The following is a 22903-nucleotide window of genomic DNA, read 5'->3' on the forward strand; positions in this document are numbered from 1 at the left end:
ACAATTCAAAAAAATTAAATGAAAAGAACAATCCGTATAAGTAGAGATTATTTTAATATAAAAGATGTAGTTATTGAGATAGGAATAGGCACTCGTCTCTCAAAAGTTCAGCACTCTAACACCAAAAATTGACGCAACAAGAAGAAAAAATATTGAACCGTAAAGAAATTGACGAAGCTCTTGAGAATCTCAAAAGTCTGAAGAAAGGCGGTTTTATAAATATTCCCAAACTAACCTGGTGGGTTTTGAACTATGTGGAACTTTATCAATATTGCCATAAGAACAGGCACAATGGATCTTGTTATGAAGGAATGACTTGCCCTTGTATATCTAATAACCCTGAAAATCGATTCAGCTTTCTTTATCCATCTTTGCAGGAGATCATTGAGCTACATAAGCACGAAGAATATTTCAGGGAAGAAATGGCCGTTCTAGAAAACGTTAGGGATGATTATCCAGATCTTATGCAATGGCTAAAAAAGAATGAGAAACTAGGTACAGAAGACTTTTTCTTGTTCTGGGTTGAATGGTATGAAGAAGAACAGGAGGCAGTGAAACCATTTATCCTTGAAGAGAAAGAGTTAGATATAAAATTCAAAGCTGGAGAATGGCAATATACTATTAAGTTTATGGAGGAGTTTAATGAATTATACTGGGAATCTGATGCATGTCCGGATTAATAATTCTTCAAACCGAAATAAATTATGCCATATAAACTCAACAAAACCTGTCCTCAGCACCGGTATCTAACTTACAATCTGCACTGGCAGGAACAAGGCTGGGATTTTGAAGAAATACTTCAGGTCAGAAACCAGCTAAAAGATGATGATCCCTTTCTTTCCGCAGACACGCTAAGAATACAGGAGTTTATAGGCAAAGAAAAACATCCTTATAAAGACATTCCCGATTTTGAAAAGTTAGAATTTCTCTATATTGATGACTCTGATTTCAACGGAAATCTGGATTTCCTTGAACTTTGTCCAAACCTAAAACATTTATATATTTTAGGTATTTCAGTAAAGGTGAAAATTTGTGATCTCACTCCTGTGAAAATATTAAATCAATTAGAGTACCTCTCTCTTGAATATCACCAAATTACTAATCTGAAGCCTATTCAAAATTTAGAAAACCTACGGGAATTATACCTCTGTGATAATCCGTTGGAAACTATAAAACCTATTTGTGGATTCTCCAGGGTAAAGAAATTGGAACTTCCTAAAATCCCGGAATATGAAGTTTTCCAGATACTTGAAAACTCCACGGAAGCAGAAGTTAGTTATATAAACTCATATTTTGATTATGGCTTTACAGCCTTTTGGATAGATAATTGGGCTTATCATAGCTCATATATAAAAGACTACCTCCAGATTGAAAACCAAATTGCTCCTTTAATGCCAACTGCATTTTATATAAAACCCAGGCCAACAGAAAGACTAAAAAAGAAACTGTCTCAAATAGCCCACTCCCATTTGAGGGCTTCTGAATATATTGGTAATTCCAGCTTTGAAATTAGCGCGGACCCCTATGCGGTTTCCGGGTATTTTAAGTATGCAAAATATTCTAAAAAATGAAAGACCTATTTTTTCTGCTGTTCGTAACGTTTTACACCTCAACTTATTCTCAGAATTCTAGCTGGGAATTATTTTCTAATGAAGACATTACCCCCCTTGAAGTAAATGAATCGGGAATCTATAGAGTTGGTAATATTACCCTGGATGTTGTCTGGGACAATAAACTAAGCCACTCCGAAAATATTGGCTATTATGGTGGAATTAAAAGTACGACAATTTTCAAAGAAAATCAGGAAATCCAAGTCATACATGATTTGGAAGATAATATTGGCCTGGGGTCTTTGAATTTTAGTTTCTTTGATTATAATCTTGACGGATATCTGGACTTCACGATTCCCATTAATTATAGATGGAAAGCTTATTATATTTTCAATCCACAAGTCGATAAATTTGAGCACCGTGAAGACTGGGACTATTTAAGAATTCAAAAAATAGATAAAAAAGCCAAGCTTATCCTTTCCCAACCAGACGGCATCGAAGATAATCGAAGAGTTTATCGCATTGAAGGTTTAATGCTAATTGAGCAATAACAGTGAACTATACTCCTAAATCAATTTTTATCGTCTAATTTGATGCAGGTCTATCTTTTGAAAATAAAATAAAAAAACGACAGCTTTTGTTACTCACACCACCATTGTCGACAATCGCAACCGTACGCGCCTATTGTTCTACCTGCTCCATAAATTCAACAGATTTTAGTAAATTAATATAAAAATTAGAAAAATGTGCTATCGTACTAAACTCAATTCCAAACTAAGTGAAATAGAGCGCAGTCTGGACGCAAGATTCATTGAGCCAGATGCCTACACACCTCAATTAGAAATAAATGCCTTTACCTTTTCCAAAACCCCGGTAATTTCAGATGAAAATCAGGGGGAAATTCAAATGTTTAATTGGGGCTTAATTCCTTTTTGGGCCAAGGATGATAAGATCAAAAAAATGACCCTGAATGCTAAGATTGAAACCATAGCAGAAAAACCTTCCTTTAGAAATTCGGTTAAAAAACGTTGTTTAGTTATTGCAGACGGTTATTATGAGTGGCAATGGAAAGATTCAAAAGGAAAAGAAAAGCAGAAGTATTTAATTAATCCTACTGATCAGGAAATTTTTGCTTTTGCAGGTATCTACTCCACCTGGACCAATCCGGAAACCAATGAATCTATTAATTCTTATTCTATTGTCACCACTGAAGCAAATGAATTAATGGCTGAAATTCATAATAATAAAAAGAGAATGCCGGTTGTTCTAAAGAAACAAGATCATCAATCTTGGTTAACTGGCACCGATCATCAAAATTTCGCTTTCCCGTATGATGTGCCTTTAATCGCCTCAGAAGTGGTTTAGAAATATATAAAGCTTTATGTTAAAAATAAATTTTATTGGAAGAGCCTACTGTAAGGATTATTTTTAACTCCTATTGCAGCAAGTTATAGTTTTTCTAATTTATAAATAATCATCTATAGAGTCTTCTCCATACCATTCCTTTCCGAGAGCTATATTAAATTGTTTTTGACCCCCAGCTAAAGTAAAAAATGTCCCATTGCTTTCATGAATAAAGTTGTATCCATCAATATACACTTTTGCGAGTGCAAATTTCTTTTGATTATTAATACTTGTCAATATTAAAAGTTCATCAGTTGTTTCATTAATTCCTACAGATTCAACAAAAGATTCTCCATATTTATTACTTGAAAAAACACTTCCTTTAATTAATCTTTCCTTATAAATATTTAAGGAATTTTCATTAGTTGAAATAGGACAGTTGGGGAATTCACTCTGAATTTTCCAGTTTTTCTGAAATGCGTTGGATGTTATTGATTGAATTAATAAATTTTGTTCACTGTCATCATCTTTCTTCTGATTGAGATTAGAATAAATCCATTCACCTAAAATTCCACCAGTTGATATCGTCCCTTCTTTAGCCCAATTCAATAAATTGTTTTTTGCGTTTTCTGATTCTTCTTTTGTAATCGTTCTCATCCAACTAAAGTTTTGGTCAAGACTACCATTTAAAGGTTTGGAAGGGTCGGAAAGAAAATTATCAATACTACCATATTTATAAATTATTCTAGATAGCGTTATAGGGTTCAGTAGTATGTTATCTAACCTTGTTATCCATCTTAAGTTTTCGGGCCTATTGTTTTGCTTATTAGTATCAATATGATCTACTATATGTTTCTCTGATTGTTGAGGCCCATGGAAAGCCGTTGCGACAATTCTATGTACTGTTTCCGATGATATATTAAGATATCCTTTTTTATTATCAAGTTTGCCAAAAGTCCACTTCTCATCCAAAGGTCTTTTCCTGTTATTAGTTTTTCTGCTTCTGTAAACAGCTCCATTATTTCTTACAAAATAAATTTCTCCCCGATACTCGCAGGATCTTTCAACATCATATATGTCAATCAAATTATTCTTCAATCCCAAATGTTTATTCTAGTTTCACGATTAAGTATTTCGGTTTCATATAACGACAATTGGCAGGCTGTTTAAAACCCACCCGTGTAGTTTAAATTTAGGTTTAGGGAATCTAATTTAAATCTTTTCTATTAAACACGCTTTTATGAGTGACCTGTTATTATTGTCCTTCATATATTCCTTGATGACCATCTTCTAATAAGTCAATATAAATCTTGGTTGATTTATATTTTTCCGCTTTCCATACCTATAAGAAAGTCCTTTTCTAAAAAGTACTTGAAATATAAATTACAGCCGATTCAGAATACCGCCAGTACTTGTCCCGGCAAAGAAATCAAAAAAATCAGCGAGTTTTGCATCAGGATTTTTGGATTTCTCCTGTAGTTTTCTTTCCAGAGCTACCATAATTTGTCCCGGAATTATACCGCGTATTCCTCCACCATCAATTGATAATATTTTTTTCATATACTGTAGTTTGTAAATTTTATTAATCCTAATCCACCAATAAGCCAATTTGATCTGAATTTAAAGCAAGAGTCAAATCGTCCCGGGGTAGCCTAATCGAAAATTCCGGTTATGGCGAGATCGAAATTCGTTACCTGAAATTCTTTGAGGGCTCCTTCTGCCATAGGACCAAATCTGGTTTTCATTGTTATTTGGTTTTGATAATTAAATGTTTTCAAACTTTATCTGTGGTGATCAGAAAGAGAATATCAAATGATACAATTAATCACTGGACGCTTCCTCTTTATATTCTCTCTTTACTTCGGATACAATATCCTGAAGCTCTATTTCATTGCTCTGCCTCCTTCTGGCCTTTAGCGAGCAATGTTGGATCACTTTTATGATCCCCTCTCCTGATAATTTGTATTTCTCAGCTATCTCTTTCAGATCTACATTTTGATATAAATATGTTGATTTGGATAAACCATTTTCCCACAATTGGTAGCGTTCGTCCTTTCCTGGCAATGGAAAGTGTATAATTGACTCAAACCTTCTCATAAAAGCTTCATCAATATTTTTTTTAAGTTTCGATTCCAGTATCACTAAGCCAGTAAAGTCTTCCATTCTCTGCAATAGATATGAAACCTGCTGGTTGGAATAACGGTCATAGGAGTCTTTGATGCTGGTTCTTTTTCCAAAAAGCGCATCTGCCTCATCAAAAAACAATATCCATTCTTCGTTTTCAGCGCGGTCAAAGACCTGAGCGAGATTTTTCTCTGTTTCGCCAATATATTTGGAAACTATCTGTGACAAATCGATCCGATAAACACCCCTGCCTGTCATTTTTCCCAATAGAGCGGCTGTAAGTGTCTTGCCCGTGCCGGAAGGTCCATAGAATAATGTCCAGTACCCGCGTTTTACCACCCTTTCCTTTTCCCGTGGATCCACGAGTACATAGTTGTGTTTAATCCAACTTTCAATTTCTTTCAGTTGTTCTTCCGCTTTTGGTGTAAGTACTAAATCTGACCATTCTAGTTTGGTAATCAATAGTTTGGCACGGAATTCTGGGTTGAAGTCCTGTAACTTGTGAGAAAATTTTAAGATGATAAATTCTGCCGGCCGCACTGGTGCCATACCAATTTTTACGTTCATTCTGCCTTCCAGAATATCTTGCGCCGTCATGGTTTCGCCTAAACCTATCTTTACAAAAAATGCCTGCTCTGGTTTGGAACCTGCTAGTCCACCCTCTCTCCAAACAGTTGTAAGGTAATTTTGAATCATTGCTTTTACCCTTACCCAGGTAGTAGCGTTATTAGGCTCAAACACCACAAACTCCGTCCCTTTTTTAACCGACTCCCCTACTGTGATATATAATCTGCGAACAGGAACATATCTCCATTCATTATCATTACCAGCCAGCGTTCTGGCTCCCCATACGAGTATACCTCTTCCTGAAAAAGACCTGATCACATTAATGGACTTACCGGTTGATGCGTTCACATTAAGTTCGGCCTGCTGCTCGTTTGTTACCATTACCGTCGGTGCAGAGACAGAATTCAGGCTTACATTTGCTGGGGCTTTCCATACACCTCTGTTTTCGTCTACTTTGGCAAATACACCAGCAATGGCCCCGGAAGCAGGCAGGGTCAGGTATTTCTTTTTTATTTCAGTTTCAAACCTTCGGAACACCATAGGATCGTCATTTTCTACTTCTGAAAGTGTACGCCCATTGTAAAGGGGAAGGGTATCCGTAATATTATGAGTGTGGGTGATGATGGAGTTCTTATCCACAAAGTAATTTAGCGTAGTTTTTAATGTAGGATAGTAAGCTGCTCCGTATTCGAGATAATTCATCCCAAGTTCACCTCTGTAATCAGTGATTGCAGTTGGATTCCCGTTATGAAACACATCACATATTGTGAACCTGTCCTGTAGCTTATTGCACATTTCCAATGCAACTTTGGCTACGGAGCCGTACTCCACTTGGTCCCTTAGGCTAATGGCATCGGGAAATACGTAAAGGGTAGGTTCATCTACTTTTTCAGTTGCGGCAATGCCTCCAATTAGCCCTTCCATCGGTTCTGTTCTGCCGACTTCAATCACTCCCGAATCATAATCACCTACCGAAACGATGTAGCAAGGGCCTCCGCCATTATTGAAATAGAGTTCAAGACTATGAAACAGCTTGAAGATGCTGGGATTGGGATCATCAACAGTATAAGTTCTGGAAGTAAGTTCTCCATCGGTATACTCATCATTCAGCAAGAGTCTAAACTGCTGGAGTGGCGCTCCACCAAACTTATCTTTGTATTCTAGTAAAGAGGTAATTCTGGTAGCAGAATTGAGCAATGTTGCATCTTCGGTATAACCGATAAAGGCCGGAATTGCTGTTTCTACACTGGCTATTGATTCGGGCAAAGTAGATTTTTCCTGAATATAGACCCCGGGCCTTTTTAGTGACGACATAGCTTATAATTTTAAAATTTTACATAAATAAATTTACAAGAGGGTAGAATGAAATTTCTAAGGTTCTGGTAGGATTTTTAAATTTAGGAAAAAAAATAAAAAAAATCTAATCTAATTTAATTTTAACTGACTGCTTATTAGTTATTTAAGGCAAGGGAAATGAAAATATACCCTCTTCAAATTAGGTTTCGCAGTTTCCCGGTGTCTCAAAATACCGCTGATTTAAAAGGTTTTTCAGATTTACGAAAATTCGACTAAAATGTAGGCCTTTAGTGGACACGATTATGAACATAAAAATTAGTAGCTATTAGTGTTGTCTGAATTCTAGATTATCTAATAATGAGAGCCATAAAGTGAACCCGAAGTAGATCATATTAATTTTTTATACTAATGGTCTGCACTTTACAGCTTTTCGGAAAAAATATTCTTAAGCGCTATATTCCAGATATTTATGTTAATTTTCTTATTAAAGGTTAGTGGTAATAATTTTTTTATTAATTTAGGTAAGATTTAAAAAGTACAAATTTCCCCTTCAATTCTCATTCCCCCCTCAGTTACAGATTTTAAAGTAGCCCTCACCTATTTTCTGTATTAGAGCGTATATATCTTTAAATATTCCCCATACATTATATATAAGTTATTGTGGTCATTATTAAAATCCCCAAATCTAATTGATTAAGAAAAATGTACGAAATCACTATTCATACTAGTAAGATCAAGGTTGATAAAGCACTGGAAAAAATTCAAGATGTTTTAAAAAAAATTGATAAAGAAGAAAGAACTTTAAATTCCTTTGAAGGAGAAATGTCCACTTACATATACCTTGAAATGACGGAAAAAGAGAAGGCTGAAAATATTGTTCAAGAATTAAAAAAGATAAAAGAAATTGAAAATGTTTACTTAAAACAAAAAGGTTCACTCCCCTCATAAAATAAAAAGGTTCACTCCCCTTATACTTTGCATTTAATATTTAATTTAAATCATATATATTATGGCAAAAAAGAAAAATCCACCGGGGCAAGATGCTTCGAAGGAGACTATTCCTAAAGGGGAATTGATCGTGATTGCTAAGCAGGATGCTGGAATGCGCTCTACACCATCTGGCATACGTTCTACTCAAGGAGCGGAAACAAAATCTCTTCAAAAACTGCTTAAGGACAAAAAAATTTCTCTTACACCTCTCTTTGGTAAGAGTGAGGAAGCGTTAATAGGAGAAATGGAAGAGGACTCTGCGCCTGATTCCGCAGAACTACATCAGCACCTTTTTTATTACGTTGAAGCTCCAGAAGAAGATTTAGAAGAAATTAAGGATGATCTTCTTAAGGATGAACTCATTGATGGAGCATATATCAAACCATTTGGTGAGCCGCCAACCGCACCAGAAATGGATGAAATGGAAAGCACGGAAGTCCTGGAACCGGAAGAAGGCACTCCCACCACACCCCCAGATTTCACTTCTCGTCAGGGATATTTAAATCCAGCACCGGAGGGTATAGATGCGAGGTATGCATGGGGCCTTAGTGGTGGTAAAGGTTCTAATGTAAGAATTATAGATTGTGAATGGGGATGGCGATTTAATCATATCGATCTGCTTCAAAATCGGGGCGGTGTATTATCTGGAACAAATTCCACGAACTTAAGGAGTGAAAACCATGGAACTGCTGTAATTGGAGAATACAGTGGTGATCACAACCACTTCGGAATTTCAGGAATTTGCCCGCAAGCCTGGGCAGCAGCGGTATCTTTTTCTCAACCAACCGCTTTGGCAATTAGAAATGCCGCTAACCGGTTACGCGCCGGGGATATTATGCTTTTGGAAATACACAGAGCGGGTCCAAAAAATAATTTTCAGGGAAGAGATGATCAGGACGGATATATTGCAATTGAATGGTGGCCAGATGATTATGAAGCTATAAGGTATGCGGTTAATAAAGGAATAATTGTAGTTTCCGCTGCAGGCAATGGAGGTGAGAACCTGGATGGATCAATTTATAATAATAAGCCAAATGGTTTTCCATCCTGGTGGAAGAATCCCTTTAAAAGAGATCCTTTAGATTCAGGTAGTATTTTAGTAGGTGCAGGAGCACCACCACCTAATACCCATGGTCGAAATCACGGCGCTGACCGTTCCAGACTTGGATTTTCTAATTATGGATCAGCTATTGATGCGCAAGGCTGGGGAAGAGAAGTGACCACTACCGGCTACGGTGGATTGTGGCGAGATCCGGTTGATCCAAACAACCGAGATAGATGGTTTACTGATACTTTTAGCGGAACTTCAAGCGCTTCTCCTATTGTAGTTGGGGCTCTTGGTTGCGTTCAGGGTTATTTAAAAGCCAGAGGAAGAATACCTTTAACTCCGTCCAGAGCCCGAAATCTTTTACGTAGCACTGGATCGCCTCAGCAAAGTACTTCTGGAAGACCAAGGTCCCAGCGAATAGGTAACAGACCCAATTTAAGACAAATGATTGCAGCTGTTAATCCAACAAATTCCTGGGTAGGAGTTCAGTTCACTGGGACAATTAATGCTCGACAACAGCGACGTTGGTTCACCTTTAGGTGGCCCGCCCACTGGCACGTAGTATGGACTGTAATGCCCACAACCCCACGTTCTGGAGCACCTCAAGTGGAATGGAAAGTCCAGGTAGAAAGGGCTAGCGATGAACACATTACATACTGGATAACAGTTAAAAACCTTACAGCTTTCCCGGTACGTATCGAAGGAAGATATGCCGTACTAGGCTGGTAACTAAACCAATTATATAATCTTAAAAATAATAGCAATGAGAGTAGGAGTTCAATTCACAGGCACAGTTCGTGCAAACAGTAGTAGAAGGTGGTTCACTCATTCCTGGAATCCCGCCAAACACGTAATCTGGACGGTAGTGCCAACTTCGCCAAGGGTCGGTGCCCCTCAAATAGAATGGGAAGTTCAAGTAGAAAGAGCTAGCAGTAGCAAAGTCACTTATTTTATTTCAATTAAAAATTTAACAGGAAGGGATGTAAATATTGAAGCCCGATATGCATTCTTAAATTAAAATAGTACCATTATGGAAATAAATATAAATATAAAGGACAAGACCTTAGTGCAAAATGAGAAAAAAGGTTCAGAACAGGAATCTTTGTCAGATGCGGGTGCATCTGCTTTTTCGATAAATAATCAGGAAGAAAGCATCTCATCAGTGGATGATAATGATGCTGGTCCTCCTTCTCAGGAATTAGTTATGGAAATTGAGAGTTATAAAACTCAGCAGAAAGAATCAGGTTTTCAAAAGAATGATTACAACAGTAACTTTAATGAAGAGGATTTTTCAGACGCAGGGGGACCCCCGGAATTTGATAATTAATTTACAGGCTTAGAAAAGATCCTTTGTAATCATTAATCAAAGGATCTTTTTTCTTTTAATTTAGAAAAATACGCACTGCTTTTACCTATTTCATAAACGTTTCGATATTTACATTGTATGGATGCTAGTAAAACTAAGATTTCACAGAAACATAAGGCTTTCATTAGTTTCTTTAGTAAAGAACCTTTGCTCAACAAAATTCACGAAACGATAAATCCTAACTTTAAAAATTTTCGAGTCGGTCTTGAACTTTGGAGAGCAATTCTTTTAAGTCCCCATATCTACCATAACTGGCGCCGGATCCTATGCTGTTTTTATAGCATACGGGAAGTTAAGCGTAAAGTAAAAACAGCATAGGGGCGCTACCTACTTCTATTTACAAAACCAGTAAATTCCAACCTGTTATCAGGGCCTTAAGCCCATTTACTGGAATATCCACTCCTTATCCACTGATCTAAAAATTTCTTTAATTTATTACTAAATTTTTGACGCAAATTTCAACGGGTTTACTGGGGGTTTCAGGGCGTTTGACGCAAATTTCACGGAATTTTAACCATAGCCATTTGTCATTACAAACCCTGGTATCCATCCTCTAGCCAATTGCAGTATGCCTCGTGGATTTCCGGGTATGCTGTAAAATAATCTTCGTATGACTTATTCTGTGATTCCATAATCATTTGGTAGACTTCAAAATTCTCTTCTACATTTTTTTTATCGGTGTAACCAAAATACCCCACAGATCCCAAAGCAAGAATCCCAAATATTCCTAAAAGGATCAGCAGATAATTGGGAATGATCCTGGCGTGTTTTAATTTCCGGTCTATCTCTTTCAGGATTTCATCTGTTTTTTCTTTTTCTGCATGCTGCTTTAGCAGGAATGTGTTCAGGTTCTTCTCCAAAGCTTCCGTGCTGATGGGAATACTCATCATAACCAATTGTTCTGAAAGCTTTTTAAGCTCCAGCACAGCAGTTTTGAAATCCTCCATTTCATCGGCCATTAGTTCCATAATTTCATCTAGTTTTTTCATAATTCAACTTTTTAATATCCATATCCTATTCCGGTATCCCTTACTATTTTTACAGCTCCTTTTATAAGCTCTTTGGCTATTTTGGTGGACAGGTTGTTGCTTATTTGTACCGTTTTATTTAAAACTTGCAGGTCTTTTGGTGCTTCCATAAGCTTTCTTAAACCCTGGTTTTGCGAGATTGTTGGGATTAACCTATTCCCACTCATTGATCGGTCCACTTCACTTGCTTTAAGATTCACTCCTTTGTATTCCACCCGGAACCCTTGCAATTGATTGGCTTTATTGATTGTGGGAATCACTTCCACCTTCTGAGCTTTCATTTTGCTTATATATTCATCCAGGGATTTTGGCCTCGACTGAAGTACCCTGTCATGTATATTTTTGATCTCCTGTCTGAGGCCCTTTAATTCATTAAGTCTTTCCTGCTGTACTTCCCGAACCCTGGTAAGTCCTAATTCCTTTGCAACATTATCGGCAGCGATCTGGCTTCGTTTTCCGATAAAGCTGTCATTGTAGGCTTTGCCATCAAAACCAATCCTGTTGGTATAGATATGAACATGGGTATGGGCTTTATCCCGGTGAACAAAACCTATGGATTGATTGTTTTGTAGGTTCATTTCCTTTAAAAACTTTTTAGCGAGATCTTCCAGTTCTTTTTTGCTTAGATCCTTTCCGTCCTCAATAGTTGGGCTTACAATAAAGCTTAAGGTGTTATTAATACAGCGTTCATTTTGCGACTGGATAATCCTAAACTCTTCGGCTATCTCCGCTGGAGTATCTCCGGCCACGTGTTCCCTTAGCACAACCTCAGCTTCTTTTTCCTGGTTCCAGCCATAGGATATGGAAACCCTTGTGCCGGATACGGCGTGTCCTTTCCCAATCATTTTTTAAAGTTTTTTAAATGTGTCCTGATTTCTTTAGCCAGGTCTTCCACCTCTCTAGCCAGCTTTGGATCCCGCTTTCTAAACATATTCCCAATGCGGGTAAAATTGTTCTTGTATTGTACCAGCATCTGGTAAGTCTCTAATTGATCCGGAGTGATCCGTTCTACAATATTTTTATCAAAGGCCGTTGCTCGGATATACTCTGAAAGGGAAATTCCTGCCCTGGCCGCTCTTCTTTGGAGTAGCTTTTTCTCGTAGATCGAGCATCGAACCTGGATGTATTCCCTTTTCATTTTTTTTCTTTTTAAAACCTTTGCAACCACCGGGCGCAAAGCAAGATTGTCATTACAATGACACATCTTGCTTTTCCCTTTCAACTGAAATTCTCCGATAGGCATTTACCAATTACCAACGCATCATTATTTTAAAGTCAAGGGATTTTTCAGCTTTCAATTTTTCATTTAGATCTACATAGCCAGAATAAGAATCACTGCAATCGGTTATATTATCAAACTGGTTTAAAAGCGAACCGGCTGCTTTTTTACCTGCTTGGTCATTGTCCAGATAAATCAGGACCTTTTCATATTTAGGGATGAAGATTTTTATCCTTTCCAAAAAAGCCAGGGAATTTAAAATGATGCAGTCGGAGTTTTGTACTAAGTCTTCATCGATGGTAGCCAGGGAAAGAAAATCAAACATCCCTTCTGTGATAAGTAGTTGTCTGGATCCTCTTTCAAAAAATGAAAAGGTCTTAGGGCTACTGGAGGTTTTAAAGTATTTATTTCTAAGTTCCCAGCCTCTTTTATAATTTTCAAGGCCAAGTGCAAAAAACCGTTTTCCTTTACAGCGATACCAAACCTGCCTGCAGTATTTTCTACCAATCTCATAAGGTATATTCCGTGAGTTCAGATAATCAATTAATGCTTTCAGGTGAATAATTTGAACGTCCAGGATACTAATTTCTGGTTCCTTAGTAAGATGTTCAATATCCGGCGGGCTAAAAGAGAGAGATCCCATATCGCTTTTTAAAAATTCCAGGGTTTCCCTTACAGACCAGGAATTTATAAGCATAATTAGATCTATGGTATTCCCCCCTATTCCCAATCCGAAGTCAAACCATAAGTTTTTAATTAAAGAGACGCTAAAAGAGGCTTGGGTTTCTGACCGCAGGGGACTCAGAAACCAAGCTTCTTTTTCCGATGTTCTGGTGGGAAAGTGCCCTAATTTTGCAAGCGTTTTTACGATGCAAATATTACGGGCACTTTTACACGATAAGTTATTTAAGTCCATTTTTTAATTTTTAAGTTACCTATTTACCCAGGCCAGTAAAACCAGGGGTTTCAATGCATTTTTTGTTGTTTTTCCAATCTACCCTAATTACCCAAAAAGGTAATTGTGGTAGATAGTTTTAAATTCTATTTACCCAGTGAAACCCCCTTTGTTAACAGCCCTTTCCAAGGTTTGGGTAATTAGGGTAAATAGATTTTATAAAACTTCTAAAGGAGAGGTCTTGAACCGCTGTTTGACCAGGTAGCCATATCTTCCATTTTGGGTTGATTTTACCCTTTCAAAGTTCAGAGCCCTCATTGCTCTACCCATATTGTAAATATTCAGTCTCGGATTGATACAATTGAGCTGTAACACTACATCTGAGGCCGTTTTAAAGTCGGCTGGATCTAAGCTCTTGAGATAGTACTTACAGAGCAGTTCTTCTTCCATACTGGCTTCCCGGTAAGTCTTGTTCCTTTCTTCATTTGCAACAATATCCTCCAGGGTCAGTTCCGGGTTAAATTGTTCATCCACATAGGCCAGGTAATAGGCCTGAGCCCATACTTTGTTTATATCTACTTCCCGGGAATAAGCAAAATCAATTTTACCATTTAGCTCAAAACATAGCCAGCGCACAGAACCGGTTTCATCATTAAGAAAGGTTGCCCTGTTTGTAGATCCTATAAAACTGCAGGTCCTTCGCAGGTTGGAGTTTTTGCGATCATAAGGCAGCCTTTCATTGATCATCGTTTTTGAGAAATAAGCTTTAAGCGCATTTATTTCTTTTCTGGCCAGCACAGATAATTCATCTAAATTGATGATGAAATTCCTGGTAAGTTGAATCCTGGCGTCTTTATCCGTAGTCATATCTTCAGCAAAGTACTTTGATAAAGCCGGTGGACAGAGAAACCTGCACCAGGTAGACTTTCCTGAATTTTGTTCTGAATGCACTAAAACCAAACATTGCTTATTGAAATAATTTTCATCCAATGCACCCTTAACTGTTCTTACCAGCCATTTCCTAAAATGATAAAGAAATTGCTCAGGTTCTTTAGCCGGAAGGTATGAAGCGAGTGTTCTTATATGATCTCCACCCACCCATTTTGGAAGCTTATCAAAGTATTCCGCAATCGGGTTAAATCTGGGAATTAGGTTAGACCGTAAATAGATATCCAGTTTGCCCGGGTTAATTTCTATGTTTGATTTCGCTAATTCTATAAGTAGAGAATTCACTTCAAAATCTTCCCAGCTATTTGACTCCTTAATCCGTATCTGAAACTCGTGGGAGATTTGGTTAAACCGTATATCATATTTCTCAGAAACATACTCATCCACGGCGTCGTAGATCGTTTTTTTCTTCTGCTCAGAAACCTGATAGAGTTTGGATTCAAATTTCTTCATAACCCAAAGCTTTAAAACCTTTTATTTCTAAAGGTATATTCTACTGCTCCCCTCTTAATTTCATCTTTAGAAGAATGACTATTATTAAGTAGCCAGCTATCCAGTTTCTCACGTGAGAAAAAAATTAATTTACCTTTGGGTTTAGAGAAAGGAATTTCCCCCCTGGCGGTAAGTTTGTACATATAACTTCTTGAAATTCCTGTATAATCACAGGCCTGATCAAAAGTCAATACTGCTTTGTGAGCACGGACTAATTTTTCTATACGGTCCAGTTGCTCTAAAATTTTTAGTTCGTTCATTGAAAAATTTTAAGTTAGAAAATGAACAAAAGCGCTTTTGTAATTAGAATTCTGGAACCAAAACTAAGATGGGAAATAATAAGAAAGTCATACTATTCATACCTTGTATGACTTCTTTTTTAAAGTATGAAAAATCAGCTCTAATCAATTTAATTGCTTCTCCCGAAAATTTATATGCAAATACATATAAATATAGAAACAAAACCAAAAATATACGTTTAAACATATAATTAATATATATTTGCAATAATTATATTTAATTACATATAATGAAGAACCTCTCAGAGTTTTTAAAACAAAAGCGAAAAGAAAACCAACTCACACAGGAAGAATTTGCCGATAGAGCTGGCGTGGCTTTAACCGTTGTGAGAAAAATAGAACAGGGAAAAGAAAACCTGAATATGGAAAAGGTAAATCAGGTGCTAAAGATGTTTGGACATGTGCTTGCTCCGGTAGACCAAAATGATATTTCGCAAACTTAATTTATGAGACAGGCAAAAATTTATTACCAGGAGCTTCTGGCAGGTATTTTAACCGAAACCGATGACGGTGAGTATCAATTTCAATATGAAATTGATTACGTTCATAAATATCCCGATCAATTTATCACGTTTACCATGCCGGTTAGAAAAGAACTTTATGTAGAAAAACGGCTTTTTCCTTTTTTTGAAGGTCTTATCCCGGAAGGATGGCTTCTTGATATAGCCTCAAAAAACTGGAAAATTAACCCTAATGACCGAATGGGACTACTTTTAGCTTGTTGCAAAAATTGTATAGGTGCGGTCAGTGTTCACCCAATAGTTACAGAAAATGCAGAATAGATGTCTATATTGTTACAAGGAACTGGCAGATACAGATCCGAAAGATTTTCACACCAATTGCAGTGTAAATTTCTTTGGTACTGAAATTCCGCCTCAGCTAGATTATTCCCTGGATCAAATGGTAGATCTGGCAAAAAATGTGGTGGAAAGAAGAATAGCAGTTCCTGGGGTACAACCTAAACTTTCCTTATCCTTCATCGATAACGCACTAGCATCGGAAAATAACAGGTTAACAGTGGTAGGAGCGCTCGGAGGAAATTATATTTTAAAACCACCCTCTGCAGCTTTTGCTGAAATGCCGGAAAACGAACATGTTACAATGCGAATGGCAGAAGGCTTTGGAATAAGGACGGTTTCTTCAAGTTTAATAAGATTAAAATCTGGAGAGTTAGCTTATATCACAAAGAGAATAGATCGGACACTTAATAATGAAAAGATTCATATGCTCGATATGTTTCAGGTTCTGGAGGCGTTTGATAAATACAAAGGTTCGATGGAGAAAGTAGGAAAGGCAATAGGGACTTATTCCTCTAACACCTTACTCGATAAACTTTATTTTTTTGAAATAGCTGTATTTAGTTTTCTCACGGGGAATAACGATATGCACCTGAAAAACTTTTCTTTAATAAAGCGAAGCAGAGAATGGGTCTTGTCCCCTGCCTATGATCTTTTAAATGTAGCTATAGTTAACCCAGAAGATGATGAAGAACTGGCGCTAACTCTTGAAGGAAAACGGAATAAGTTGGCAAAAAAACATTTTGTGAGTCTGGGAGAGAAACTGGAATTGAACAAAAAGCAAATTGATGGAGTATTTAAAAGATTCATTAAAAATAAAAAGAACGCTCTTTCTCTTTTAGAAAGCTCCTTCTTATCAAGCGAATACAAGCAAAAATACTCGGATCTATTAGAGCAGCGTTATTCAAAATTGGAGTAGGCAGGTAGCGGAATAAAACAAATTTAAAAAGCACTCAAAAAATTTCGAGATAGGGAAACTATGAATAATGGAAGAGAAAATTTTAAATCTGTAATAAGCCTATGGGAAGACTTTCTTACTCAAAACCCTCAGAATAAATTAGGAGAAGTTCCAGTTTCTTTCTATTTCTGTGACAATGAAAAAGATGCGAATGAATGTGCAGAGTTAGTCGTACAGGGAATAAAGCAAGCAACTGCTACTTCATTATTGTGGTTTGAAAAAAATAATAAACCTCTGCCAAGAGCCGGGGACCAACAAGTTGTGACGGATTGGAATGGAAATGCAAAAGCTATAATTGAAACGCTGAAGATAGAGCAGGTTCCATTTAATAAAATCAAAGAAGAATTTGCAGCAACTGAAGGCGAAGGTGATAAATCTTTAAAATACTGGAAAAAAGTTCACCAGGCATATTACGAAAGAGAGATGGCCTCCTATCCGGAAAAATTCAGTGAAGATATGATCATAGTTTGCGAATATTTTAAAAAGATTTATCCACTTTAGATGGTGCCTGGTTTAAAGTCAGCTCTTGAAAAATTTTATTCAACCTATCGTTCTCCTTCGAGGAGACCGTTTTTAACGGGGCACTTTTAATGGTATTATACTTATAAGGTTTCCCATCGGACCTTATTACCAGCTTAGAAGTTTCAAAGAAATTTTTCATCGTTAAAGAATTTTCGGGAAAAGTCTGGGTAAAATAATCATAGAACTCCCTGCAGCTTGCACCATCCATATTGAAATGGATTTTCGAATTATGAGTTTCCCAATTTTCAGTAAGCACCTTTTGGAAATCCAGGAGGCTTGTCTTCTCAGAATTCAAAAGATCATACCTCATTAGATTATGATATAACATTTGAATTTGACCTTCTGAAATAGCCAAATTAAAATTTTTGTCCTTTTTTAGGGAGCCAGCTGGCTTTTGGCTCTGCATACTATTTTTAAATTTATCGGTCCAGGGAAGAATGGAAAGAAAAAAGCCGGCTAAAAAAACAAGAAAACTTATTGCTAGGACTAGAAGCGTATCTGATTCAATAGAATACCGCGAATAAACAGCAAGATGCATAACTCCCAAACCCAACCCCAAGAAAAGAATCCTTGGTCTTTCAATTTTTATATTCCATAAAATTCTCTCATTCATCATATAAGCCCAAAGCATTTCACCATAATGTAAAATTAGCCTTCCATAAATATAGATGAAGCCAAGGGTGGTCAGATATTTGAATAAATCAAAACTCATAATCCATGTCGAGTTCGGGAATTAGATAAGCAGCTTCCTTTTTCTTCTTATCTACTATTTTAGCATAGACCTGGGTAGTTTTTATTTCTTTATGACCCAGGATCTTGGAAACAGTATATATGTCAGCACCATTTTCAAGTAGGAGAACAGCATGAGTATGGCGGGCGCTATGAAAAGTAATATGTTTAGTAATACCTGCACGCATGCACCACCTTAAAATCTCAGCATTAAAGTGAGCTCCATATTTGAGACCCTGAAATACTTTGTCATTTTCTCGCTTTCTCTTACCTAAAAGCTGTCTTGCCTGGTTAGAGATGAATTGATACTCCTGTCCCGCAGTTTTTTTCTGCTTAAAAATTAACCGGGTTTCATCCTTTTCATCCCGTACTTCAGACCAGACGAGCTTGTTAATATCACTCCACCTTAATCCTGTAAGGCAACTGAACAAAAAAGCTGATTTCAAAACTGGGTGTTTGCAATGTGCTTTTGTCACTGCCTGAAGCTCCTCATGGGTAAGATGCTCCCTGGTTGTTTCTCCCTGGGCAAACCCCTTAACTGTGGTAGCGAAGTTTCTACGAGTATATCCATCTTCAAAAGCTTGTCTCAAGGCTGCTTTAAACTTATTGTAGTATGTATATTTAGAATTTTGGGAAAGGGGAGTTTTGGTGTTAATACTGGAAGTCTTGTTTAAATACTTTTTAAAACCAATTACAAAATCTTCGTTTATCTCCTCAAAGGTTATTTTTCTTTTTTTGCAGTAGTCCTCAATGTGATTTTGAGCGGCATCCCAATTGTCATAGTTTCCTTTGTTTTCGTAACGCTCCTCTTTAAGTTTATCATAATACGAGAGGAAGAGAAGTCGGTCCTTACTTCTATCTTTTATACCATATTTACCCTGAGCATATTCTGCTCTTCGGATCGAAAGAATTTGTTCGGCTCTTAAAAGGGTTTCTTCATTTTGCTTTTTTTCAGAAGCATTTTTGGGATTTATGTACAAATATTCTTTGAGGTATTCGAACTCTCTTATATTGGTCTGCTTACCATTTGCATCTCTAATTTTTCCTTTATAGTATTCGATATAAAGGCTGTACTTCCCAGAAGTTAGTTTCTTCTTTTTAAGTTTGATTTTCATATCTCCTTGTTTTTCATAAAGATAACTAAAAAAAGAATACGAGGTGTACCAAAGTACACCTGAGGTGCACATTTTAACATCGAGGTGTACCAAAGGTACAAAAATAGGTGTACCAATAGTTAAAATAGGAAATATAACAAAAAATAAAAGAGGCTCAAAAGCCTCTCTATTATTACGTTTTGACATCATTTGATATCATTTGATATCAAATAAAATCTACTGTTTATTTGCCGATGCAGAAATTAGAAAATATATTCCCCAGCAATTCGTCATTCGTGACCTGTCCGGTTATTTCGCCGAAGTATTCCAGTGCTTCTCTTATGTCAATTGCCAAGAGATCTCCCGAAAGATCGTTGTTTAAACCCTCTTCCACTTTATTTATCTCTTCCAGTGCTTTTAAAAGTGCATTGTAGTGGCGGCTGTTAGTTACAATCGTATTATTATTTCTAAGCGCGCCGGTATTTACAAATTCAAGAAGTTTACTTTTAAGTTCCTCTACCCCTTCTCCTGTTTTGGCCGAAATCAACTGTAAACTCGCCCCTTCCAGTTCGTTTAGATTTTCAAATAAACTCTCCTTCTCCTGCTCGGTAAGTTGATCTACTTTATTGGCGATCACAACAAGGGGTTTTTGAGGAAATTGATTATGTATTTTCTTAATTTCAACCTTAAACTTTGAACTTTGAGCTTTAAACTTTTCTGCATTTAACAGATACACAACTACCTGCGCCTGCCCTATCTTTTCAAAAGTTCGCTTTATGCCAATGCTTTCCACCACATCTTCAGTTTCCCTGATACCGGCAGTGTCAATAAACCTAAAACCAACTCCTCCAATGCTCATTTCATCTTCGATAGAATCCCGGGTGGTACCGGCAACTTCAGAAACAATGGCGCGTTCTTCATTTAAAAGTGAATTCAGCAAGGTAGATTTTCCAACGTTTGGTTCGCCCACAATCGCAACGGGAATTCCGTTTTTAAGCACATTTCCGGTAGCAAAAGAATCAATTAGGCGTTTTAAAACCTGCTGGATCCTGGCCACCAATTCTTTAAACTGATCGCGATTGGCAAACTCCACATCTTCTTCCGAAAAGTCCAGTTCCAATTCGATTAATGACGCAAAATCCAGTAATTCCTGGCGTAAACGATGAATTTCATTAGAAAATCCGCCGCGCATTTGTTGCATTGCCATTTGGTGGGAGGCCTGATTTTCAGAAGAGATCAGATCGGCTACGGCTTCTGCCTGACTAAGATCCATTTTTCCGTTTAGGAAAGCGCGCATCGTAAATTCACCGGCTTCTGCAGAACGGCAACCTTTTCTGATCATCAACTGGATAATCTCCTGTTGAATATATGGGCTTCCGTGGCAGGAAATTTCAATGGTTTCTTCGCCGGTATAAGATTTTGGTGCTCGGAATACTGAAATTAAAACCTCATCTAAGGTGCGATCCCCATCCATTAAATTCCCCAAATGCAAGGTATGGGTAGGCTGTTTTTCCAGTTCCTTTTTACTTTTTGCTTTAAAAAGCGGGGAAACAATGGCCAGGGCTTCAGGTCCCGAAACCCTTATAATCGCAATAGCACCGGCTCCAGACGGTGTGGCAAGCGCTACAATAGTGTCGTTTAATTTCATATTGCAAAGATAAGCCTCCCCCCACCCCCCTCCAAAAGAGGGGGAGAAAAATTGCGTTTATTAGAATTTGTAACAAAATGCAAAATTTATCGTCTTATTTTTAGGAGTTGTATTCAACTTCGAATACTCAATACTAATTACTCGATACTATACCATGAGAGAAGACAATCAAATGCTCGTCATCACCCACTTAAGCCAGTTACTGGATCTAATTACCGGAATCGGTGGATTTATAGTTCCGTTAATCCTGTGGCTAACCCAAAAGGATAAAGTTGCGGGAATGGATTTCCACGGAAAAATGATCATGAATTTTCAAATAAGCATGTTTATCTATGGTCTTATTTGCATTCCGCTTATCTTTTTATTCGGCCTAGGAATTATCGCCCTAATCGGGATTGCAATTATAATGCTAATCCTGCCTATTATCAATGCAATTAAAGTGAGCAACGGGGAAATTCCGAATTATCCCTTAACTATCGAGATTATAAAATAGAAAAATTGTTATTTAAATTTTAGCCTAACCAATAAAGGCAGCCAATCGGCTGCCTTTATTATATACTCCATTTCCATTACTCGAAGAAAAAATAAAAACCTCACAGGTTTTGAAAACCTTTGAGATTAGGATTCGGTTTTAGTTTGAAAAATCTTCAAAATAAATGCGGTTGTCTGAAAAGTCTGATTTCGTCAAGCTGAACTTGTTTCAGCTTCTAACATGTTTTGATTATTAACATTTTCGATTCTGAAATGAATTCAGAATGACGATTTTAAAAGCCTTTCAGACAACCTCTTTTTATTATATACTCAATTCTCTCTACTCAGTACTAAATACTAATTGTTAAGCATCACCGGCATAACCAGCATCGTAATTTTTTCTCCCGGGTCAAGTCCGTCAACCGGGGTTAAAATTCCCGCGCGGTTAGGCAAACTCATTTCCAGCTGTACTTCATCTGAAGTCAAATTGTTCAGCATTTCGGTAAGGAAACGCGAGTTAAAACCAATTTGCATATCGTCGCCCTGATAAGAACAGGTTAAACGCTCTTCCGCCTTGTTGCTGTAATCCACGTCTTCCGCAGAAATATTCAATTCAGCCCCGGCAATTTTTAAACGTACCTGGTGCGTGGTTTTATTTGAGAAAATAGAAACCCTGCGTACAGAACTTAAAAACTGATTGCGCTCTATAGTTAACTTATTCGGATTTTCTTTGGGAATTACCGCTTCGTAATTTGGATATTTTCCGTCAATTAAACGGCAAACCAACTGCGTATCATCAAAAGTGAATTTCGCGTTGGAATCGTTATATTCAATAAGCACTTCACTTTCGCTACCTGCCAAAATTCCTTTTAAAAGGTTTAGTGGCTTTTTAGGCATAATAAAATCTGAAGCCTGTGAAGCAGAAACATCTTCCCGCTGGTATTTCACCAATTTATGTGCATCTGTAGCCACAAAAGTCAATCCTTCTGTTGTGAATTGAAAGAAAACCCCGCTCATTACCGGACGAAGATCGTCGTTTCCTGAAGCGAAAATGGTTTTACTAATTGCAGTGGCCAAAATATCGCCTTCTAAAACCGTGCTGCTGGGGTCTTCCAACTCTACCGGATTCGGAAATTCCTCACCATCGGCGTAAGCAAGCGCGTATTTACCGTGGTTAGAGCTTAATTCTATCGTGTTGTTATCTTCAGCAACAAAAGTTAACGGCTGCTCCGGAAAGGTCTTTAGCGTGTCTAAAAGCAACTTTGCAGGAACCGCTATTTTTCCTTCGGAATCTGATTCTACCTTAAGTTTGGCAGACATTGTAGTTTCAAGGTCTGAGGCAGAAACCGTAAGTTCATCTTGCTTAAGATCGAATAAAAAATTGTCTAAAATTGGAAGGGTGTTGGTGTTGTTAATAACACCGCCCAGTATCTGAAGCTGTTTCAGCAAATAACTGCTGGATACAATAAATTTCATCGGCTTTGTGATTAATTAGAAATCAATACAAATATATTTTAA

At 37.2% G+C, this 22903-nt stretch carries 27 protein-coding genes; 13 read left to right on the plus strand and 14 right to left on the minus strand.

Annotated elements, in window-relative coordinates:
- Window positions 1–128 precede the first annotated feature (128 nt).
- The 4 genes from LB467_RS14440 (at window position 129) to LB467_RS14455 (ending at window position 2915) form a co-directional block, all read left to right on the plus strand.
- Complete coding sequence (locus tag LB467_RS14440; protein ID WP_224474759.1) at window positions 129–680, plus strand: hypothetical protein; 552 nt, start codon at window positions 129–131, stop codon at window positions 678–680.
- A 24-nt stretch (window positions 681–704) separates the two neighbouring features.
- A complete protein-coding gene (locus LB467_RS14445; protein ID WP_224474760.1) occupies window positions 705–1571 on the plus strand; it encodes a leucine-rich repeat domain-containing protein in 867 nt (288 codons plus the stop codon).
- Window positions 1568–2101 carry an XAC2610-related protein gene (locus tag LB467_RS14450; RefSeq protein WP_224474761.1) on the plus strand — a complete coding sequence of 178 codons (534 nt, stop codon included), beginning with the start codon at window positions 1568–1570 and terminating at the stop codon, window positions 2099–2101. The genes LB467_RS14445 and LB467_RS14450 overlap by 4 nt, the downstream gene beginning before the upstream one ends.
- Window positions 2102–2294: 193 nt before the next feature.
- Complete coding sequence (locus LB467_RS14455) at window positions 2295–2915, plus strand: SOS response-associated peptidase (RefSeq protein WP_224474762.1); 621 nt, start codon at window positions 2295–2297, stop codon at window positions 2913–2915.
- Between the two features lie 99 nt (window positions 2916–3014).
- Here the strand turns inward: LB467_RS14455 and LB467_RS14460 are convergent, their stop codons facing one another.
- From LB467_RS14460 to LB467_RS14475, 4 genes are all read right to left on the minus strand, one after another.
- A complete protein-coding gene (locus LB467_RS14460; RefSeq protein ID WP_224474763.1) occupies window positions 3015–3992 on the minus strand; it encodes an HNH endonuclease signature motif containing protein in 978 nt (325 codons plus the stop codon).
- Between the two features lie 285 nt (window positions 3993–4277).
- Window positions 4278–4454 carry a patatin-like phospholipase family protein gene (locus tag LB467_RS14465; protein WP_224474764.1) on the minus strand — a complete coding sequence of 59 codons (177 nt, stop codon included), beginning with the start codon at window positions 4452–4454 and terminating at the stop codon, window positions 4278–4280.
- Between the two features lie 92 nt (window positions 4455–4546).
- Window positions 4547–4672, minus strand: a complete 126-nt coding sequence (locus LB467_RS14470) for a hypothetical protein (RefSeq protein ID WP_224474765.1) — start codon at window positions 4670–4672, stop codon at window positions 4547–4549.
- Window positions 4673–4715: 43 nt separating this feature from the next.
- Window positions 4716–6899 carry an AAA family ATPase gene (locus LB467_RS14475; RefSeq protein ID WP_224474766.1) on the minus strand — a complete coding sequence of 728 codons (2184 nt, stop codon included), beginning with the start codon at window positions 6897–6899 and terminating at the stop codon, window positions 4716–4718.
- 684 nt (window positions 6900–7583) lie between these two features.
- Between LB467_RS14475 and LB467_RS14480 the strand changes: the two genes are divergently transcribed.
- From LB467_RS14480 to LB467_RS14495, 4 genes are all read left to right on the plus strand, one after another.
- Window positions 7584–7829 (plus strand): hypothetical protein, encoded by a 246-nt coding sequence (locus tag LB467_RS14480; protein ID WP_224474767.1) that lies wholly within the window; start codon window positions 7584–7586, stop codon window positions 7827–7829.
- A gap of 61 nt (window positions 7830–7890) precedes the next feature.
- A complete protein-coding gene (locus LB467_RS14485) occupies window positions 7891–9648 on the plus strand; it encodes a S8 family peptidase (protein WP_224474768.1) in 1758 nt (585 codons plus the stop codon).
- A gap of 34 nt (window positions 9649–9682) precedes the next feature.
- Window positions 9683–9937, plus strand: coding sequence for a hypothetical protein (locus LB467_RS14490; protein WP_224474769.1), 255 nt, complete (start codon window positions 9683–9685; stop codon window positions 9935–9937).
- Between the two features lie 12 nt (window positions 9938–9949).
- Window positions 9950–10246 (plus strand): hypothetical protein, encoded by a 297-nt coding sequence (locus LB467_RS14495; protein ID WP_224474770.1) that lies wholly within the window; start codon window positions 9950–9952, stop codon window positions 10244–10246.
- Window positions 10247–10815: 569 nt separating this feature from the next.
- On the opposite strand, the gene LB467_RS14500 is transcribed toward LB467_RS14495, so the two are convergent.
- The 6 genes from LB467_RS14500 to LB467_RS14525 all read right to left on the minus strand — a co-directional run bounded on the left by LB467_RS14500 (window position 10816) and on the right by LB467_RS14525 (window position 15127).
- Window positions 10816–11274: a DUF6730 family protein gene (locus tag LB467_RS14500; RefSeq protein WP_224474771.1), complete on the minus strand. Its 459-nt coding sequence runs from the start codon at window positions 11272–11274 to the stop codon at window positions 10816–10818.
- Window positions 11275–11285: 11 nt separating this feature from the next.
- Window positions 11286–12158, minus strand: coding sequence for a relaxase/mobilization nuclease domain-containing protein (locus tag LB467_RS14505; RefSeq protein WP_224474772.1), 873 nt, complete (start codon window positions 12156–12158; stop codon window positions 11286–11288).
- Window positions 12155–12451 carry a mobilization protein MbpA gene (gene mbpA, locus LB467_RS14510; RefSeq protein ID WP_224474773.1) on the minus strand — a complete coding sequence of 99 codons (297 nt, stop codon included), beginning with the start codon at window positions 12449–12451 and terminating at the stop codon, window positions 12155–12157. Before mbpA ends, LB467_RS14505 begins: the two co-directional genes overlap by 4 nt.
- A gap of 112 nt (window positions 12452–12563) precedes the next feature.
- Complete coding sequence (locus LB467_RS14515; RefSeq protein WP_224474774.1) at window positions 12564–13448, minus strand: toprim domain-containing protein; 885 nt, start codon at window positions 13446–13448, stop codon at window positions 12564–12566.
- Between the two features lie 195 nt (window positions 13449–13643).
- Window positions 13644–14828: a virulence-associated E family protein gene (locus LB467_RS14520; RefSeq protein ID WP_224474775.1), complete on the minus strand. Its 1185-nt coding sequence runs from the start codon at window positions 14826–14828 to the stop codon at window positions 13644–13646.
- An 11-nt stretch (window positions 14829–14839) separates the two neighbouring features.
- Window positions 14840–15127 carry a helix-turn-helix domain-containing protein gene (locus LB467_RS14525; protein ID WP_224474776.1) on the minus strand — a complete coding sequence of 96 codons (288 nt, stop codon included), beginning with the start codon at window positions 15125–15127 and terminating at the stop codon, window positions 14840–14842.
- Window positions 15128–15396: 269 nt separating this feature from the next.
- Between LB467_RS14525 and LB467_RS14530 the strand changes: the two genes are divergently transcribed.
- The 4 genes from LB467_RS14530 to LB467_RS14545 are packed head-to-tail and all read left to right on the plus strand — an operon-like array spanning window position 15397 to window position 17422.
- Window positions 15397–15609, plus strand: a complete 213-nt coding sequence (locus tag LB467_RS14530; RefSeq protein ID WP_224469984.1) for a type II toxin-antitoxin system Y4mF family antitoxin — start codon at window positions 15397–15399, stop codon at window positions 15607–15609.
- Between the two features lie 3 nt (window positions 15610–15612).
- Window positions 15613–15948 (plus strand): HipA N-terminal domain-containing protein, encoded by a 336-nt coding sequence (locus tag LB467_RS14535; RefSeq protein WP_224474777.1) that lies wholly within the window; start codon window positions 15613–15615, stop codon window positions 15946–15948.
- Window positions 15938–16882 carry a HipA domain-containing protein gene (locus tag LB467_RS14540; RefSeq protein ID WP_224474778.1) on the plus strand — a complete coding sequence of 315 codons (945 nt, stop codon included), beginning with the start codon at window positions 15938–15940 and terminating at the stop codon, window positions 16880–16882. The genes LB467_RS14535 and LB467_RS14540 overlap by 11 nt, the downstream gene beginning before the upstream one ends.
- A gap of 60 nt (window positions 16883–16942) precedes the next feature.
- Complete coding sequence (locus LB467_RS14545; RefSeq protein ID WP_224474779.1) at window positions 16943–17422, plus strand: ASCH domain-containing protein; 480 nt, start codon at window positions 16943–16945, stop codon at window positions 17420–17422.
- Here the strand turns inward: LB467_RS14545 and LB467_RS14550 are convergent.
- From LB467_RS14550 to mnmE, 3 genes are all read right to left on the minus strand, one after another.
- Window positions 17400–17798: a hypothetical protein gene (locus LB467_RS14550; RefSeq protein ID WP_224474780.1), complete on the minus strand. Its 399-nt coding sequence runs from the start codon at window positions 17796–17798 to the stop codon at window positions 17400–17402. The genes LB467_RS14545 and LB467_RS14550 overlap by 23 nt on opposite strands.
- Before the next feature lie 346 nt (window positions 17799–18144).
- A complete protein-coding gene (locus tag LB467_RS14555) occupies window positions 18145–19287 on the minus strand; it encodes a site-specific integrase (RefSeq protein WP_224474781.1) in 1143 nt (380 codons plus the stop codon).
- Between the two features lie 223 nt (window positions 19288–19510).
- Window positions 19511–20914, minus strand: coding sequence for a tRNA uridine-5-carboxymethylaminomethyl(34) synthesis GTPase MnmE (gene mnmE / locus LB467_RS14560; RefSeq protein ID WP_224474782.1), 1404 nt, complete (start codon window positions 20912–20914; stop codon window positions 19511–19513).
- A 154-nt stretch (window positions 20915–21068) separates the two neighbouring features.
- Here mnmE and LB467_RS14565 point away from each other — a divergent pair, with 154 nt between their 5' ends.
- Complete coding sequence (locus LB467_RS14565; RefSeq protein WP_224474783.1) at window positions 21069–21407, plus strand: DUF4870 domain-containing protein; 339 nt, start codon at window positions 21069–21071, stop codon at window positions 21405–21407.
- Between the two features lie 335 nt (window positions 21408–21742).
- Here the strand turns inward: LB467_RS14565 and dnaN are convergent, their stop codons facing one another.
- A complete protein-coding gene (gene dnaN / locus LB467_RS14570; RefSeq protein WP_079711949.1) occupies window positions 21743–22861 on the minus strand; it encodes a DNA polymerase III subunit beta in 1119 nt (372 codons plus the stop codon).
- Window positions 22862–22903: the final 42 nt, after the last annotated feature.

The sequence above is a fragment of the Salegentibacter tibetensis genome, assembly GCF_020164485.1.
GTDB classification, from domain to species: domain Bacteria; phylum Bacteroidota; class Bacteroidia; order Flavobacteriales; family Flavobacteriaceae; genus Salegentibacter; species Salegentibacter tibetensis.

Bases quoted from the DNA above. Each gene is read 5' to 3' on its own strand.
- LB467_RS14445 (WP_224474760.1), top strand. From the start codon at position 705: ATGCCATATAAACTCAACAAAACCTGTCCTCAGCACCGGTATCTAACT.
- LB467_RS14450 (WP_224474761.1), top strand. From the start codon at position 1,568: ATGAAAGACCTATTTTTTCTGCTGTTCGTAACGTTTTACACCTCAACT.
- LB467_RS14455 (WP_224474762.1), top strand. From the start codon at position 2,295: ATGTGCTATCGTACTAAACTCAATTCCAAACTAAGTGAAATAGAGCGC.
- LB467_RS14465 (WP_224474764.1), bottom strand. From the start codon at position 4,454: ATGAAAAAAATATTATCAATTGATGGTGGAGGAATACGCGGTATAATT.
- LB467_RS14475 (WP_224474766.1), bottom strand. From the start codon at position 6,899: ATGTCGTCACTAAAAAGGCCCGGGGTCTATATTCAGGAAAAATCTACT.
- LB467_RS14480 (WP_224474767.1), top strand. From the start codon at position 7,584: ATGTACGAAATCACTATTCATACTAGTAAGATCAAGGTTGATAAAGCA.
- LB467_RS14485 (WP_224474768.1), top strand. From the start codon at position 7,891: ATGGCAAAAAAGAAAAATCCACCGGGGCAAGATGCTTCGAAGGAGACT.
- LB467_RS14490 (WP_224474769.1), top strand. From the start codon at position 9,683: ATGAGAGTAGGAGTTCAATTCACAGGCACAGTTCGTGCAAACAGTAGT.
- LB467_RS14495 (WP_224474770.1), top strand. From the start codon at position 9,950: ATGGAAATAAATATAAATATAAAGGACAAGACCTTAGTGCAAAATGAG.
- LB467_RS14500 (WP_224474771.1), bottom strand. From the start codon at position 11,274: ATGAAAAAACTAGATGAAATTATGGAACTAATGGCCGATGAAATGGAG.
- LB467_RS14505 (WP_224474772.1), bottom strand. From the start codon at position 12,158: ATGATTGGGAAAGGACACGCCGTATCCGGCACAAGGGTTTCCATATCC.
- mbpA (WP_224474773.1), bottom strand. From the start codon at position 12,451: ATGAAAAGGGAATACATCCAGGTTCGATGCTCGATCTACGAGAAAAAG.
- LB467_RS14515 (WP_224474774.1), bottom strand. From the start codon at position 13,448: ATGGACTTAAATAACTTATCGTGTAAAAGTGCCCGTAATATTTGCATC.
- LB467_RS14520 (WP_224474775.1), bottom strand. From the start codon at position 14,828: ATGAAGAAATTTGAATCCAAACTCTATCAGGTTTCTGAGCAGAAGAAA.
- LB467_RS14525 (WP_224474776.1), bottom strand. From the start codon at position 15,127: ATGAACGAACTAAAAATTTTAGAGCAACTGGACCGTATAGAAAAATTA.
- LB467_RS14530 (WP_224469984.1), top strand. From the start codon at position 15,397: ATGAAGAACCTCTCAGAGTTTTTAAAACAAAAGCGAAAAGAAAACCAA.
- LB467_RS14535 (WP_224474777.1), top strand. From the start codon at position 15,613: ATGAGACAGGCAAAAATTTATTACCAGGAGCTTCTGGCAGGTATTTTA.
- LB467_RS14540 (WP_224474778.1), top strand. From the start codon at position 15,938: ATGCAGAATAGATGTCTATATTGTTACAAGGAACTGGCAGATACAGAT.
- LB467_RS14545 (WP_224474779.1), top strand. From the start codon at position 16,943: ATGAATAATGGAAGAGAAAATTTTAAATCTGTAATAAGCCTATGGGAA.
- LB467_RS14555 (WP_224474781.1), bottom strand. From the start codon at position 19,287: ATGAAAATCAAACTTAAAAAGAAGAAACTAACTTCTGGGAAGTACAGC.
- mnmE (WP_224474782.1), bottom strand. From the start codon at position 20,914: ATGAAATTAAACGACACTATTGTAGCGCTTGCCACACCGTCTGGAGCC.
- LB467_RS14565 (WP_224474783.1), top strand. From the start codon at position 21,069: ATGAGAGAAGACAATCAAATGCTCGTCATCACCCACTTAAGCCAGTTA.
- dnaN (WP_079711949.1), bottom strand. From the start codon at position 22,861: ATGAAATTTATTGTATCCAGCAGTTATTTGCTGAAACAGCTTCAGATA.